Here is a 15413-nt window from a genome sequence, read left to right on the forward strand (position 1 = left end):
AAACCCTAATCGCCAATGTTCCCCGCCGACTCCGCTGGTAGGCGTGCACCCTTTGCCGGCGTCTAACTCCTGGCTGATTCCCTTCAGGTGACGGGACCCTTGTGCTAAAGCAGCTTTAATTTCAATCAATCGTCTTTACTCTCGTCCGCCTCAATCTCACACAATAGTGGATGCTCATTCTCCTGGGCGAACTGATTAACCTGAGCGGCCTTTGTCTCCGCTATATCCCGAGTATAGACACCGCACACTGCTTTTCCCCGCGTGTGTACTTGCAACATCAACTGTGTGGCGCGCTCACGGTTAACCCCAAAAAACAACTCCAGAGTCTCTACGACAAAGTCCATGGGGGTGTAGTCATCGTTCAACATGATGACCTTGTACATAGGCGGGCGTTTGAGCCGTGGCGGCGCCTCCTCCAGTGCGAGCCCACCCTCGGAACCCTCACCGTCGAAATAGTCTTCTCCAGAATCACTGGAGCCTAGTTTAATGACCTGCAAAATACTCATAACAATTATCAATGTGTTCTATCGAGCCTTGATAGTGCAGCATGCTCAACCATCAATGACCTGCCATTGTAACCTTATTTGACCAACGACACAGGGAGATCACAGCCTCAAGCGCGGTTTCTTGACATTCCTATAGCAGTTGACTACAAGAGGTAGTGCCTGCTCATTCACAGCCGTTAGTCGCAGATAGGATCGCAGCCGATTAATCCGCAGGTCAAATAAATATAAAAACTCTGTAAGGTGGCCGACTGGCCACTCAGGCAATTAGAGGGAGTTCGATATGCCTACTGGTACCGTGAAGTGGTTCAACAACGCTAAGGGATATGGGTTTATTCTTGCAGATGAAGGAGGGGAGGATCTGTTTGCGCACTATTCCGCTATTCAGATGGAAGGCTACCGAACCCTAAAGGCCGGCCAACAGGTCACCTTTGATATCGTCAGAGGCGACAAAGGCTATCACGCCGCCAATATTTCCACCGCAGTGGCGGCAGAGACCGCACCTAGCCCCCAAAGCCCCAAAGTGGCCGCTATTGCAGATCCCAACCACTCTGAAACAGAGCGGGAAAAAGAGGCAGAGATGCTCGACTAACCCTGCAAGCCCGCACAAGCAGACCCCGCCAACAAAAAAGCCCCTTGCTGCAAAGCAAAGGGCTTTTTCTAGCTAGGGCCAGGTTGATTAAAAAACCTAGCCCCAAATCAGCCAATTAGGCCATATGCTTGATCACTTCGTCACCAAACGCAGAGCAGGATTTCAGCTCAGCACCATCCATCAGGCGCTCGAAATCGTAGGTTACGGTTTTCGCTTCGATAGCACCTTCCATACCCTTGATTACCAGGTCAGCAGCTTCGTTCCAGCCCAGGTGACGCAGCATCATCTCAGCGGAAAGAATCAGAGAGCCCGGGTTAACCTTGTCCTGGCCAGCGTACTTAGGTGCAGTACCGTGGGTTGCTTCGAACAGGGCAACGTCGTCGGACAGGTTTGCGCCCGGAGCGATACCGATACCACCAACCTGTGCAGCCAGTGCGTCAGACAGGTAGTCACCGTTTAGGTTCAGGGTAGCAATTACGTCGTACTCAGCCGGACGCAGCAGGATCTGCTGCAGCATAGCGTCAGCAATTACGTCCTTAACAACGATTTCCTTGCCAGTCTTCGGGTTCTTGAAGCTGTGCCAGGGGCCGCCGTCCAGCGGCTGAGCGCCAAACTCGTCGCGAGCCAGCTCGTAACCCCAATCGGCGAAGGCACCTTCGGTGAACTTCATGATGTTGCCTTTGTGTACCAGGGTTACGGAATCGCGATCCTGGTCCACAGCGTACTGAATAGCCTTGCGCACGAGACGCTTGGTACCCTCTGCAGAAACCGGCTTAACACCGATACCACAGTTCTCAGGGAAACGGATTTTCTTAACACCCATCTCGTCCTGCAGGAACTTGATAACTTTCTTGGCTTCGTCGGTATCAGCTTTCCACTCGATACCAGCGTAGATATCTTCAGAGTTTTCACGGAAGATAACCATGTCTACCTTGTTCGGCTCTTTAACCGGAGAAGGTACACCGCTGAACCAGCGAACGGGACGCTGACATACATACAGGTCAAGCTCCTGACGCAGGGCAACGTTCAGGGAACGGAAACCGCCGCCCACTGGTGTGGTCAGAGGGCCTTTAATGCTGACAACGTAATCTTTAATAGCTTCCAGAGTTTCAGCTGGGAACCAGTCGCCAGCGTAAGTCTCTGCGGCTTTCTCACCGCAGTAGATTTCCATCCACTCGATTTTCTTGTCGCCGCTGAAAGCTTTCTCTACCGCAGCGTCGATTACTTTGCGCATTACCGGAGTGATGTCCACACCGATGCCGTCACCCTCGATGAACGGAATTACCGGGCGATTCGGAACATTCAGCGAACCGTCGGAATTGACTGTAACTTTTTCGCCGTCTGCCGGCACTTGGATGTGACCCATATTGCGTAAACTCCCAAAATTCTATGACTTTTTAGGTCCAGCGTTGCTTGCACCGCTCCCCCGGGACCATTGGGCGGGGATAAAAATCGGCGGGATTATAGCAGCATCGGCTAATTTTTGTAGTTGGATTACAATACTCAATTTTTCTTATGCCCAAGATTATTCTCCTAAACAAACCTTTTGGCGTGTTAAGCCAATTCACGGACCCCCAGGGTCGCGCCACGCTGGCAGACTATATCCCGCACAAGGGCTTCTATGCCGCGGGTCGGCTCGACTATGACTCAGAGGGACTTCTACTACTCACAGATGATGGAGCGCTACAACATCAAATCAGCCACCCGAAGAGAAAGATGGCGAAGACTTACTGGGCTCAGGTAGAGGGGGACATTTCAGATGACGCCCTGATGTTTCTGCGCAAAGGCGTAGATTTGAAGGATGGACGCACAGCGCCCGCTAAGGCCCGCAGACTCTCCGAAGTCGACCTGTGGCCGCGCAATCCCCCAATCCGAGAGCGCAAGTCCATTCCCACCAGCTGGGTAGAACTTATCATTTACGAGGGTAGAAACCGTCAGGTGCGACGTATGACCGCAGCGGTTGGCTTCCCCACCCTGCGCTTGGTTCGAATGGCTATTGGCAATTGGAATCTCGGCACTCTGCAGCCGGGGCAGCACCGCTCGGAGGAGGTTTTCTCTGCGCCTAAGCCAAGGCCCAAAGGCAAGTCGAAGCCACCTCAGAAGCGCAATCGCCCTCGCCGGAGACAATAAGCAATAACCCAAGATGAAAGCGGCCTTGGTCAGAAGCCCGATTCACAGGTAAAATTCGCCCCCTTTCCATCCCAGTGAAGTAGTGACTGTCCTTCTTATGCCTGATTCCACGCACAACAAACAGCCCAAACGCGTCATCGTCGGTATGTCCGGCGGTGTGGATTCCTCTGTAGCCGCACTTCTGCTCATGCAGCAGGGCTACCAGGTGGAGGGCTTGTTTATGAAGAATTGGGACGAAGATGACGGCACTGAGTACTGCACCGCGAAAGCAGACTTGGCCGATGCCCAGGCGGTATGTGAAAAACTGGGCATCAAGCTACATACCGCCAATTTTGCTGCCGAGTATTGGGACCATGTCTTCGAATACTTCCTGGCAGAATACAAGGCCGGACGCACGCCTAACCCAGACATTCTGTGCAACCGGGAGATCAAGTTTAAAGTTTTCCTGGAATATGCCGAAGTTCTGGGAGCTGATGCCATTGCCACCGGACATTACACCCGCCGACGCGATAGAGAAGGTCGCACCTATTTGCTCAAGGGCTTGGATGGCAACAAGGATCAAAGCTACTTCCTCCACGCTGTCGGCGAGGGTGAGTTCGCTCGCTCTCTATTTCCACTGGGCGAGTTGGAAAAACCTGAGGTACGGCGTATCGCTGAGGAAAACGGCTTTATCACCCACAATAAAAAAGACAGTACTGGGATTTGCTTTATTGGCGAACGCCGCTTCAAGGACTTTCTGGAGCAGTATCTGCCCGCCCAGCCGGGCGACATGGAAACTCCAGAAGGTGAAATTATGGGGCGCCACGCCGGCCTGATGTACCACACCATAGGACAGAGGCAGGGTCTTGGTATCGGAGGAGTAAAAGGCGCGGGCGAAGAACCCTGGTACGTAGTCGGAAAGAACCTAGAGCGCAACGTATTGATTGTTGCCCAGGGGGCACATCACCCCCTGCTTTACGCCACGGGTCTGGTGGCAGCCCAAACACATTGGATCAATGGCGCCGCACCGGGTGAGTCTTTCCGCTGTCAAGCGAAGACCCGCTACCGACAGCCAGACCAGGACTGCACAATACGGGTGCAAAAGGGTGGTAACCTGACTGTGGAATTTGACGAGCCACAGCGGGCAATTACCCCAGGACAATCCCTGGTCCTGTACGATGGCGAAATATGCCTCGGCGGCGCAGTTATCGAACAGGCTACAGGTATCGGCACTGCCGTACCGGAAAAATACAAGAAACACTAAGGAGTAACCTTGAATAACTGGCGGGATCAGGCTCTGGCATTGGCCGGAATATTTCAATCCGCAACTTTAGTGGAGCGCTTGGCCAAAACAGGCACCGCTCCCCAGGCCCAGCTGGAAACCGGGGTATACAGCCTTTTCCAGCTCAACCCAGATCGCACCGAAGATGTGTTCGCCGGCGCAGAGAAGCTGCTGCCCGGCTTGCAGGTCTCACGGCAGTTACTGCAATCGCGGCAACACCCTGAATACACAGACTGCCTGCGCTATGCACTGTCTGTGCTTTATCTGCAGAGGCAATTGAGTAAGAAAGGAGAGTTGCTCTCCATCATTGGCAGCCGCCTCGAAAAAGCCAAGATTCAGGCGGAACACTTCGCCCCCACCCACGAGAATGTATTTTCCAATCTCGCCAGTATTTATAGCGATACCCTCGGCACTTTCCGCTTTCGTATCCAGGTGCTGGGAGATTTTAATTTCCTGCAGCAACAGCGCGTCGCTAACCAAATCCGCTCAATGCTGTTTGCCGGTATCCGTTCAGCCACGCTGTGGCGACAATTGGGCGGAAGGCGCCTGCACCTGCTATTTCAACGCAAAAAACTATTGCGTGCGACCGACGAGCTAATCGCACAGATCGAATCTATAAAAAACTAATCCCGGAGATTTACTATGACAGTTGAGCTTTCCGCACTCACAGCGGTATCCCCTATTGATGGTCGCTACGAGAGCAAGACTGCCCCCCTACGCGAAATTTTTAGTGAATACGGCCTGATTCGCGCCCGTGTTGAAGTGGAAGTGCGCTGGCTTCAGAAACTCTCCGCGCACTCAGAAATCACTGAGGTAGAGCAGTTCGATGAAGCTGCTAACCAACTACTCGATAGCATTGTGGCCAGCTTTTCCCTGAAAGATGCCGCGCGCATCAAAGAAATTGAGCGCACCACCAACCACGACGTGAAAGCGGTTGAATACTTCCTCAAAGAAAAAATCAGCGGCAATGCCCAGCTGGAAAAAGTAAGTGAGTTCGTGCACTTCGCTTGTACATCTGAAGACATCAACAACCTGTCCCACGCTCTAATGCTACGCGCTGGTCGCGACAACGTTATGTTGCCCGCAATGAATAGCCTGGTAGAAAAGATCGCCCAGCTAGCCCAGGATTTCGCTGAGGTGCCCATGCTGTCTCGCACCCACGGCCAAACCGCCAGCCCTACGACCGTGGGCAAGGAACTCGCCAACGTGGTTGCGCGCCTGCGCCGCCAGGTAGCCCAGATAGGGGCTGTCCCCTTGCTGGGTAAAATCAACGGTGCTGTAGGCAACTACAATGCCCATCTGTCCGCCTACCCAAATATCGACTGGGAAAAGAATGCGGAAGAATTTATTTCCTCGCTCGGCCTGACCTGGAACCCCTACACCACCCAGATCGAACCACACGACTATATTGCCGAACTGTTCGATGCTATTGCACGCTTTAACACCATCCTGATCGACTTTGACCGCGACATCTGGGGCTATATTTCCCTCGGTTACTTCAAACAGAAAGTCGTTGCCGGAGAAGTGGGCTCCTCCACTATGCCGCACAAGGTCAATCCTATCGATTTCGAAAACTCCGAAGGAAACCTGGGCCTGGCCAACGCTGTATTCCAGCACCTGGCCGCGAAGTTACCGGTCTCCCGCTGGCAGCGCGATCTGACCGATTCCACCGTACTGCGCAACATGGGTGTGGGTGCCGGTTACTCTGCCATCGCTTATGCCGCCACCATGAAGGGGCTGGGCAAGCTGGAAATCAACCGTGAACGCCTGGCAGAAGACCTGGACAGCTCCTGGGAAGTTCTGGCAGAGCCGATCCAGACTGTGATGCGCCGCTACAACATCGAAGAGCCTTACGAGAAACTGAAGGCCCTTACCCGCGGCCAGGGCATCACCCGCGAAACCTTGAAAGTGTTTATCGAGAATTTGGAAATTCCTGCGGAAGCCAAAAGCGCACTGCTGGAAATGACTCCTGCATCCTACATCGGTAACGCCGTCGAGCAAGCTCGCAAAATCTAAGTAAGCACCGCTTCCGGCCACACCGCAGTGGCCGGAAATTTATTCAAACTTCTTTCGGGCTGAGTTACACCTATTAGTGGCAGACTAGAGAACATTTCCCCAGCCCAACAAACAGTGAGAGTTACCGTGGCAAGCCCCCTTACCCATCTCGGCGATATGCCAATTGAAGTTTTTATGCGCGATTATTGGCAGCAAAAACCCTTGCTGGTCCGCAATGCTTTCCCCAACTTCGAATCGCCCATATCAGGAGAAGAACTTGCCGGAATGGCTCTGGAGGAGACGATTGAATCTCGCCTGGTGCTTGAAAATGGCGAGAGCGGTCCCTGGGAGCTACGCAACGGTCCTTTCACTGAGGAAGACTTTCTATCCCTACCCCGCACGCACTGGACCCTACTTGTACAAGCCGTAGATCAATGGCTTTCCGAAGTGTCTGAATTAAAAGAGTATTTTCGCTTTATCCCAGACTGGCGTCTGGATGATGTGATGATTAGTTACGCGGCGGATCAGGGGAGTGTCGGACCGCACTATGACCACTACGATGTCTTTCTGCTCCAGGCCGAGGGCAAGCGCCTGTGGCAGCAGGGAGCGAAAGTAGATGAGACCAATCCCCGCCTGGAAGGCACGCCCCTTAATATCCTGAAAGAATTTAATGCCGAGAACAGCTGGGTACTGGAGCCTGGCGACATGCTTTACCTCCCGCCACAATACAGTCACTGGGGTATCGCCGAGGGCGGCTGTACCACGATCTCCATTGGCTTCCGAGCACCTTCTGCCTCAGCCATATTGGAAGATCTCGCGGTCGAAGTGGCAATGGGACTGAAGGATAGCCAGCGTTATACCGATGCCGGCATGGAACCGACAAAATCCCCTGCGGAAGTTGATCCTGAGTCCGTTGCTCGCTTACAACAACAGCTAGCCGAGTGGCTTAAGCAACCAGAGAAGGTCACTCAGTGGTTTGGCGCAGTGATGACTGAAGCAAAATACCCTGATACCGTCGCACTAGACGCGGATGAGGCCGCTAACTGGCGTGATCAAATGCCAAAGGGGATGCTATTAGTGCTAAACCCCGCATCTCGAGTTGCCTTTTCCAGGGCGCCGGCCACGTTATTTGTCGACGGTGAAGCCCTAACCACACCAATCACCTTTGCTCAACAATTTGCCGAGTCCCACGAAATTTCCTGGAGCGACATTGAAACCTTTCCAGAAATTGCCAACCCTGATGGTTTAATTGACCAATTGGTAGCCCAAGGCACACTAATTTATCCCCCTGAGGATTTCTGATATGGCCGCACTGGTGCGCCCCGCTGACTGGCAAAAAGAACAAGAAAGCATTCGCACTATCCGCGAAGCTGTGTTCGTCCAGGAACAGAAAGTTCCTGCCGACTTGGAGTGGGATAACCAGGAAGAATCTTCACAACACTTCCTAGTTTTTAATGGTGATGTTGCCGTTGGAACCGGGCGGCTCAGCAAAAGTGGTAAAGTTGGGCGGATGGCGATCATGCCATCCGCCCGAGGCAAAGGTCTGGGGGCCCAGTTACTCAAGGCGATTTGTGACTTTGCCAAACTACAGGGCTTTCGCAGTGTATATCTACATGCACAACAGCATGCTGAAGGCTTCTACATTCGGAGTGGCTTTATCCCAGAGGGAGAAACCTTTTACGAGGCTAATATCCCTCATATTAAAATGATTCGTCAGTTGCACTAGGCCGTAATGAAGGCGCTGGTATGTTTACGCATACCGACGCCTTCATTTCCGTCTGCTCGTTTAAGATGAAATGTCCGCCACTAATTTTCAGGTCTCGCGAGACTACCCCCCCTCCTCTTTCTGACTAACATATTCGTCGATGTAGCTAGCGGTAAAATAAAAACAAATGATAACGGCTTTGTAAGTGTATTCTTTTAGTGCTCTGAACTGGATTCCGTATCGCAACTTGAAGTAACCGCAGGAGTACCGGCTACTTATTACTCGGGTCAAAACTCTCGCCCTGCGAAAGACTGTCCAGGCTAATATCAGAATGCCAGGAAACCCGATAAGTGAGTGCTCAGATCATATGCCCAAGACACTACTGCTTAAGAACGCTGAAGTACTGGTAACCATGGACTCAGAAAGACGTGAGATTCCCAATGGCGGTATTTTTGCCGAAGAAGGCATTATCACGGCTGTAGGCCCCACAGATAAACTACCCATGAGCGCTGACACCATTATTGACGCTAGCGGGCAGATAGTCCTACCAGGACTGGTGAACACTCATCACCATTTAAACCAGACTCTCACCCGCAACCTGCCAGCGACCCAGAACAAAAATTTATTCGCCTGGCTTCAGCTTCACTACCCTATCTGGAGCCGGATAAATCCAGAAGCCTCCCGCACAAGTGCTTTGATTGGTTTGGCTGAGCTTATTCTCTCTGGTTGCACCACGGTTTTTGACCATTCTTATTTATTTAAAAGTGGCAACAAAGTGGACTTTCATATTGAAGCAGCAAAGGACTTAGGGGTGAGGTTCCATGCAAGCCGCGGTTCCATGTCTTTGGGCAGATCACAAGGGGGCTTACCCCCAGATGAAAGTGTCGAAGATGAAGATTTTATTCTCCAAGACAGTATCCGGGTCATTGATCGCTATCACGATGCAAGCTATGGAGCCCTGACTCGAATTGTTCTGGCCCCCTGCTCTCCATTTACTGTTTCGGAAAATCTGCTCAAAGAAACTGCCCTGCTGGCCCGTGATAAAGGCGTTATGCTACACACGCATATTTGCGAAACATTTGATGAAGAGCGCCACACTTTAGAACGATTTGGCAAGCGCCCTCTGGAGTGGATGGGAGAAAGCGAGTGGTTGGGGCCCGATGTTTGGTTTGCTCACGCAATACACATCGATACACAAGAAATAAATACTTTTGCTCGTACCGGGTGTGGCATCGCTCACTGTCCAAGCTCTAATATGCGCCTTGCATCAGGGATAGCCCCCGTTAAAGACTATATTGCGGCTGGAATTAAAGTGGGACTTGGTGTGGATGGGTCAGCCAGCAATGACGCCTCCAATATGCTCCTGGAAACCCGCCAGGCAATGTTGCTCTCAAGGTTGCGCATGGGCCTTCGCCCACCGGAGGGGCCACATCGCTACGCCCAACTTCCTCAGTCCCACCCTCTACGCTCGCCGGAATGGATGACAGCCAGGGAAGCTTTAGAGCTTGCTACCATTGGTGGCGCCAGCGTTCTTAATCGCACAGATATCGGTGCATTGGAAGTTGGACGTTGTGCTGATTTCTTTTCTCTAGAACTCAACACTATTCAATATGCCGGGGCGCTTTCAGATCCAGTTGCCGCGATAGTCTTCTGTGCCCCCCAATCAGCAAAAACTGTAGTAATTCACGGTCGACAAGTTGTGAGCAATGGAGAGATTACTTCAATAAATATGGAACCCGTTATTCGAGATCACAATCAATGGAGCCAGAGGTTATTGGCTAATGGCTAATGGCTAATGGCTAATGGCTAATGGCTAATGGCTAATGGGCACAGAATAGTAGTAAGTGTGGAAGGAAAGAAAAGGTATCTACCTAGGGCGTTGCTGTACGGTTTTTTTTCAACCAGCGCTGCACTCTCAGTTTTGTTTACCCTTCTCTAGCCCAATATAGTGGACCAACTCAACCTATACCACACCGAAATAGGACTCCATACCGACAGCAAGCCAAAAGTTTCAGATAAATCAAAGGAGTAACTGTTACCACTTACAAGCAAATCTAGGATTTGCATGAATTATTTACAGTATTTGGCGGCTCTGATCTTTTACATTTATATCTAAGACTGTATTCTTACACACTTCGATTTTTGGAATATACAAATTCAAGTTGATTTTTTGGTGAAAATTTATGGGTAGGGGCTATCAACAATACAATGATCTTGTTCTGAATAATCACTGGACGTCTCATTATTGGTCTTTGCGACCACTTTAGCCATACCTAGATCCTACCAACAAGGACTTATAGCTTAATCACTGAGGAGTTGGACTCAGCGACTCCGTTCTGGCTCTTTCAATCATTCAAGTCCATGTATAAAAATCAGCGTACAAGTTAGCCATAGAAGTGGTGCTTACTTCAGGGCTTATATTAGGTCGTATTTTGTAAATAGTCCCTGGGCCTAAGCTAGAATCCCTTCAACAATTTGATTTAACAAAAATAAAAACCAAATATCTTAACCCCTTGCCCACGAGCAGTGAAAATTCCTAAGTTACCAATCAGCCTTCTAGTTGATAGATCTAGTTATCTGTCTCGGCCTCATTAGCAGATTTTTCTTTTGAAGATAACGCAAAATAGCCTCAGCCCTTTCAATTAAAGAACATCGAGGCTATTCCTCTGGGGCTACGCCACTTTCCCTAAAGTTGTATCAAAATTTATTTGTTGGATATTAGATACTGCCGCAAGGACTAAAGCGCTTTAATAAACGTCCTATTCGCTCCCCCAAATATAAAGCCGTAAGTCGATCAAGCTCATGCACAGCCCCTTCACTATTAACAACGGCCACAAGACCGGACTGACAACCACTTCTATTTCGCCCCTGTACATCCAGATTTGGTAAAATGTCATTAGGCACCCACAACATCCCCATCTGCGCGGCAAATATTTGCAAAGTCGTTAGAGTATTAAGCTGATCCCCACTGAAATTACTGCCGATAGTAAAACCTGCAGATAGCTTATCAACCCAGCCGCGACTACTGTAACGTTCACTGGCCGCATCCATAAAAGCCTTAAACTGGGCTGAAACCGACCCCATAAAAGTTGGCGAGCCCAGCACAATTCCATCACACTGATCCAGACGATGCATCAAGTCAGGATTCTCATAGCGCCCGTGCTGAATATGCTTGGCTTCAACAGCAAATGTAACTCCTTCACATCCAGGGATACTATTAATTCCATCCGTAGTGGCTTCTGCCAATGTCCTTGTACTGCCGCAAACGGAGTGATAAACAACTCCTGCTTTAATCATGATGCGACCCGATCAGTGTTCACAGCAGCATGCTCTGCAACCTTTTGAGATGAGCCGTTCTCAAAGAGGCCAGCTAACCTCTCAAAGGAAGATATATCCTCGGGCACCTCGATCCCAAAAATGCTTAATAGCGTTTTGCGTAACTCTTCAACATTCGCCAGCATGATGACTGTCTTTGCTCCAGTTATCGGCTGATAACTCAATTGGCGATCCAGTAAAGCATGACGCCCTTCGGGGAAAGCACGAGTAGCAATCAGGTGCTCTACAAAACGGGACTCAGGGTGAGTACTACAAAACCAATTGGCGATTTTATAGTCGCCCGCTGTACGTGGCCGTAAATCAAAGCTGTACATTGAATGCCAGGCATCATGGATCTTCACTTCTAATAGATAGTCCTCACCCGATTGGGTTAAGCGATAAGTACCGTGGGGCGTACTCTGAGGACCTGAAACATCTAAGCGCAGAGGTGCAGTCAGTGTATTGCTGCCAAAGCCCGCATCCACCAAATACGGTACCTGCCCTACTTTTACAAGTAAGATCATATGAGACTGAGCTGGCTGGTGGCCCGGTGGAGTCTGCCAAAGAACCCGAGCAGCAAGTCCTGTAACAGCAAAGCCTATCTGCTGTAACCCAGCCCGTAACAAAGCATTTTGCTCAAAGCAATAACCACCACGCTTTTGGTTCACAAGCTTTTGCTCAATAGCGGCCATCTCAATATTCACGGGACTCCCAAGAAAGGGCGTTACATTCTCAAATGGAAGAGTACGAATATGTTGCGTAAGAATATCCCTTAAGGTTTTCAAATCCAGGGCTGGCTTATTGCGGTAACCAATACGTGCTAAGTATTTTGATAAATTGATGTTATGGGTGCTTGGTGTCATTTGACTTCAATCCTCATGGCCAATCAACAATAGCAGCAGTCTAATACCTGAACCTTGGTTTAGGTCAATATCGATTGCTAATTCTCTTTACTCTTTTTGCGCCAAATGTATCTAAACGGCTGATGGTATGCTGATCATCCTGAAGATACGGATTAATGGATTGGTGCGGGCCAGACAAGTGCAAAGAGACCTTATTCTAAGATCTTATCCCAATAGTGAGTCCTGCGAAGCATATCCTCTATTGTCTCTTCGGGTAATAACTCCAATGGTGTCAGCCCATCTTGAATCTGCCAGCCACCCCCAAGAGAAAGATAAACCTGAACTAGATTCGCTGCTACTGCACCTTGGGCAATCACCAAGAGATCCTGCTGGGTAAAATTTGAAACCATCGTGGTGATAACAGTGTTGAACTGTATCGCTCCGTCGACATATTGCGTCATGGAGAGATTGACGGCCTCTTCAGAAGCCATAGCTGCGATATTATAAAAGTACTGTTGTTCCTGGGATTTGAGATATGCAACTATTGCATTCTCAACATCAACCTGCGCCTGTAAGACCACTTGCTGGTAGTCTGATACCAGCTGCTGGAAGGTCGCATCCTGCAAGCGCACATTGTTGCGCAACCGGCCATAGTTAAACACATTCCAATCAAACTCAACGAATAAATCCCAAGCATCACTTCTGCCATTTAACTGTCCCCCCCTGATATCAATTGCTCCTATTAGCCCACCTATTGAAAAGTTTGGGTATAGCTCCGCTCGAGCAACACCAATCAGCTCCCCCTGTGCTGCGAGAAGCCGCTCAGCCTGGCGAATATCAGGACGCTGACGCAAAAGATCCTGCGGCATGCCTATCGTTATAATTGAGGGCACATGGGGCACCGTTGGAGGTACAGAAAGGAGGTTATTAAGGCTATGAGGGGGCATACCCAGTAGTATTGAAAGGGTATTTTTGAACTGCTGAAGCGTAGCTTCCAGCGCAGGAACAGCAGCCTGAGTGTTACTTAATAAGGTTTGGGCCTGTTCGGCATCCAACGCACTGACCTCTCCTGCATGAAATTTTACTTCAGCGATTCTTAGCCCTTCAGTCTGAATACGAATATTTTCCTGTGCCACCTGAATACGGCGTTTTACAGTGCGAATATTGATATATGTTTGCGCTACCTGTGCAATGATTGAGACAAGCAGCCCATCATATTCAGCCATACTGGCCTCAAAGTCAGCTGCGGCGGAATTAACCAATCGCCTCAACTGCCCCCACATATCCAACTCCCAGGTTAAATTGAAATTAAGATAGTACTCACTCTGATAGTTTCCGGTTATACCGGAGCGAACATATTTGGAGCGATCTACGAGCCCCTCAATTTGCTGTATCTGTGGATATTGATTCCCTATTGCAATAGCGAGGAGCTGCTGCGCTTGCAGTGCCCTTAATGCGGCTGATCGCAATTCCAGGTTATTTTCTATTGCCTGCTCTACCAAATCATCCAGAACAGGATCGGCGAAGGCAGACTGCCACCAGTAAGGATTCACTGTTTCAAGGATATCTACCCGTTTACTGTTTTGATAAATCCAGGTGTCTTCAACTGTAACAGGGGGCGGTACATAATCTGGGCCCAGCATGCAACCATTACCAACAAATACAGAAAAAGCACCAAGAGCTAAGGACTTGCGTAGATATTCAAACCTAAACAGGCTAAGGATTTTGCGCCGTATCATCTTGGTCGGCGCTCGCAGTATTGCTCAATATGAGCACTGAACTGGTAAAACCAACACGAAGCTCGACAGACTCAGGCCTTTCTGTCAAATGAACTCTCACCGGAATTCTCTGAGCGAGACGAATCCACTCAAAAGTTGGATCAACTCGTGGTAAAAGGTCGTTACCCGCAGTTCCATCAGTTTGTGCAATACCCCAGCCAATGCTTTCAACATACCCTTTGAGTGGCCTATGTGGGTATGCCATTAATGTCACTATTGCCTTATCCCCTGGAGCAATTCTGCGTATAAAGGTTTCACGAAAATAACCTTCTACTCGATAAGTACTAATATCCACTATTGATAGTGCGGGCTGGTTTGCTACAGCTTGATCACCGAAGCGAAAATCCAGATTTGTAACATATCCGGATACAGGCGCCGTCACCGTTGTATATTCCAGATTAAGTTCAGCCTGACGTACTAAAGCCAGAGCTGCGCGCACACCAGGATTATCTGCTCCAAGTGCACCGAGTTGCGCACGGACCTGTGCTAATTCAGCCTGAGATTGCTCTAAAGCAGCTAAGGATTTAACGAGTGTTGCCTCTGCACCAGCCCGATACTCCACTGACGACTCAAACTCAGCTTGTGCGGCCTGAAGAGATCTCACTGAAGTGGCGCGCTGAGGAAGTAGTTCTTGCTGACGCCTATACTCCGCTCTGGCCTTGGTGATCTCTGCATCTAGTGCATTGATGTTGCTTTGCGCTAAATCTATAGCCGCGGAGGACTCCCTTATCCTAGCCTCATAAGCCAAAATATTCTCCCTCTGAGCATTATAAATATCGACTGCCTCCTCATATTGAGCCTTGGCTTCCGCCAAAGCGGCTTCATAGGTTCTTGGATCTATTTGAAATAGAAGTTCACCCGCATTGACAAATTGGTTATCTCTAATAGGCAGCGAAATCACTTGACCTGAAACTCTAGGAGTAACCTGGATAATATCCGCCTGCACTTTCCCATCTCTAGTCCAGGGGTTGTTGAGATACTTCCAAAACTGAAGAACCAATGCAAACATTGCCAGGAATACCATACTCGCCGTAAGTATGTACTTTCTAAACTTCTCCACCCTTAAATACCCACAAATACTGACCCAATAAAGACTGAGTAGATAATGCTCAACGATATAATTACTACTGGCGGGTTTGCAAAGTATCTAGAAAGGCGGTAACGATCCAGGAGTCTTGCGGTAAGTAATGCCGCGAGCACCCCAAGTACCCCCGCAACTAGAACTGGAGAAATAAAAAAACCTCCTACTGATACATCATGAGGTATCTTTTCCATACATTAACCCATTTGAA

15 protein-coding genes are annotated in these 15413 nt (G+C 49.7%); 8 read left to right on the forward strand and 7 right to left on the reverse strand.

What is annotated here, in order from left to right; genetic code table 11:
* Positions 1-125 precede the first annotated feature (125 nt).
* A complete protein-coding gene (clpS, locus tag ACJJIJ_RS08570) occupies positions 126-506 on the reverse strand; it encodes an ATP-dependent Clp protease adapter ClpS (RefSeq protein WP_252081789.1) in 381 nt (126 codons plus the stop codon).
* Positions 507-786: 280 nt separating this feature from the next.
* Here clpS and cspD point away from each other — a divergent pair, with 280 nt between their 5' ends.
* Positions 787-1095, forward strand: coding sequence for a cold shock domain-containing protein CspD (cspD, locus tag ACJJIJ_RS08575; protein ID WP_286036961.1), 309 nt, complete (start codon positions 787-789; stop codon positions 1093-1095).
* 115 nt (positions 1096-1210) lie between these two features.
* On the opposite strand, the gene icd is transcribed toward cspD, so the two are convergent.
* Complete coding sequence (gene icd, locus ACJJIJ_RS08580; RefSeq protein WP_252081790.1) at positions 1211-2461, reverse strand: NADP-dependent isocitrate dehydrogenase; 1251 nt, start codon at positions 2459-2461, stop codon at positions 1211-1213.
* A 149-nt stretch (positions 2462-2610) separates the two neighbouring features.
* On the opposite strand from icd, the gene ACJJIJ_RS08585 reads away from it, so the two are divergent.
* The 7 genes from ACJJIJ_RS08585 to ACJJIJ_RS08615 all read left to right on the forward strand — a co-directional run bounded on the left by ACJJIJ_RS08585 (position 2611) and on the right by ACJJIJ_RS08615 (position 9975).
* Positions 2611-3225 carry a pseudouridine synthase gene (locus ACJJIJ_RS08585; protein ID WP_444939294.1) on the forward strand — a complete coding sequence of 205 codons (615 nt, stop codon included), beginning with the start codon at positions 2611-2613 and terminating at the stop codon, positions 3223-3225.
* Positions 3226-3322: 97 nt separating this feature from the next.
* The gene (gene mnmA, locus ACJJIJ_RS08590; RefSeq protein ID WP_444939295.1) at positions 3323-4468 is read left to right on the forward strand and encodes a tRNA 2-thiouridine(34) synthase MnmA; all 1146 of its coding nucleotides are present in this window, start codon (positions 3323-3325) and stop codon (positions 4466-4468) included.
* Positions 4469-4477: 9 nt separating this feature from the next.
* Positions 4478-5113: a high frequency lysogenization protein HflD gene (hflD, locus tag ACJJIJ_RS08595; RefSeq protein WP_444939296.1), complete on the forward strand. Its 636-nt coding sequence runs from the start codon at positions 4478-4480 to the stop codon at positions 5111-5113.
* Between the two features lie 15 nt (positions 5114-5128).
* Positions 5129-6502, forward strand: coding sequence for an adenylosuccinate lyase (gene purB, locus ACJJIJ_RS08600; protein ID WP_444939297.1), 1374 nt, complete (start codon positions 5129-5131; stop codon positions 6500-6502).
* A 126-nt stretch (positions 6503-6628) separates the two neighbouring features.
* Positions 6629-7783 carry a JmjC domain-containing protein gene (locus ACJJIJ_RS08605; protein WP_444939298.1) on the forward strand — a complete coding sequence of 385 codons (1155 nt, stop codon included), beginning with the start codon at positions 6629-6631 and terminating at the stop codon, positions 7781-7783.
* A gap of 1 nt (position 7784) precedes the next feature.
* Positions 7785-8207: a GNAT family N-acetyltransferase gene (locus tag ACJJIJ_RS08610; protein ID WP_252081795.1), complete on the forward strand. Its 423-nt coding sequence runs from the start codon at positions 7785-7787 to the stop codon at positions 8205-8207.
* A 346-nt stretch (positions 8208-8553) separates the two neighbouring features.
* Complete coding sequence (locus ACJJIJ_RS08615) at positions 8554-9975, forward strand: 8-oxoguanine deaminase (protein ID WP_252081796.1); 1422 nt, start codon at positions 8554-8556, stop codon at positions 9973-9975.
* 929 nt (positions 9976-10904) lie between these two features.
* Here the strand turns inward: ACJJIJ_RS08615 and ACJJIJ_RS08620 are convergent.
* The 5 genes from ACJJIJ_RS08620 to ACJJIJ_RS08640 form a co-directional block, all read right to left on the reverse strand.
* Positions 10905-11483, reverse strand: a complete 579-nt coding sequence (locus tag ACJJIJ_RS08620; protein WP_444939299.1) for a flavodoxin family protein — start codon at positions 11481-11483, stop codon at positions 10905-10907.
* On the reverse strand, positions 11480-12364 hold the full coding sequence (locus ACJJIJ_RS08625; protein ID WP_444939300.1) for an arylamine N-acetyltransferase family protein: 885 nt from the start codon (positions 12362-12364) through the stop codon (positions 11480-11482). The genes ACJJIJ_RS08620 and ACJJIJ_RS08625 overlap by 4 nt, the downstream gene beginning before the upstream one ends.
* 191 nt (positions 12365-12555) lie before the next feature.
* Positions 12556-14082, reverse strand: coding sequence for an efflux transporter outer membrane subunit (locus ACJJIJ_RS08630; protein WP_444939301.1), 1527 nt, complete (start codon positions 14080-14082; stop codon positions 12556-12558).
* Positions 14060-15067 carry an HlyD family secretion protein gene (locus ACJJIJ_RS08635; RefSeq protein WP_444939302.1) on the reverse strand — a complete coding sequence of 336 codons (1008 nt, stop codon included), beginning with the start codon at positions 15065-15067 and terminating at the stop codon, positions 14060-14062. Before ACJJIJ_RS08635 ends, ACJJIJ_RS08630 begins: the two co-directional genes overlap by 23 nt.
* Before the next feature lie 116 nt (positions 15068-15183).
* Positions 15184-15396, reverse strand: a complete 213-nt coding sequence (locus ACJJIJ_RS08640; protein WP_353505426.1) for a DUF1656 domain-containing protein — start codon at positions 15394-15396, stop codon at positions 15184-15186.
* Positions 15397-15413 lie beyond the last annotated feature (17 nt).

Source organism: Microbulbifer mixtoriginis (SeqCode) (assembly GCF_052467945.1).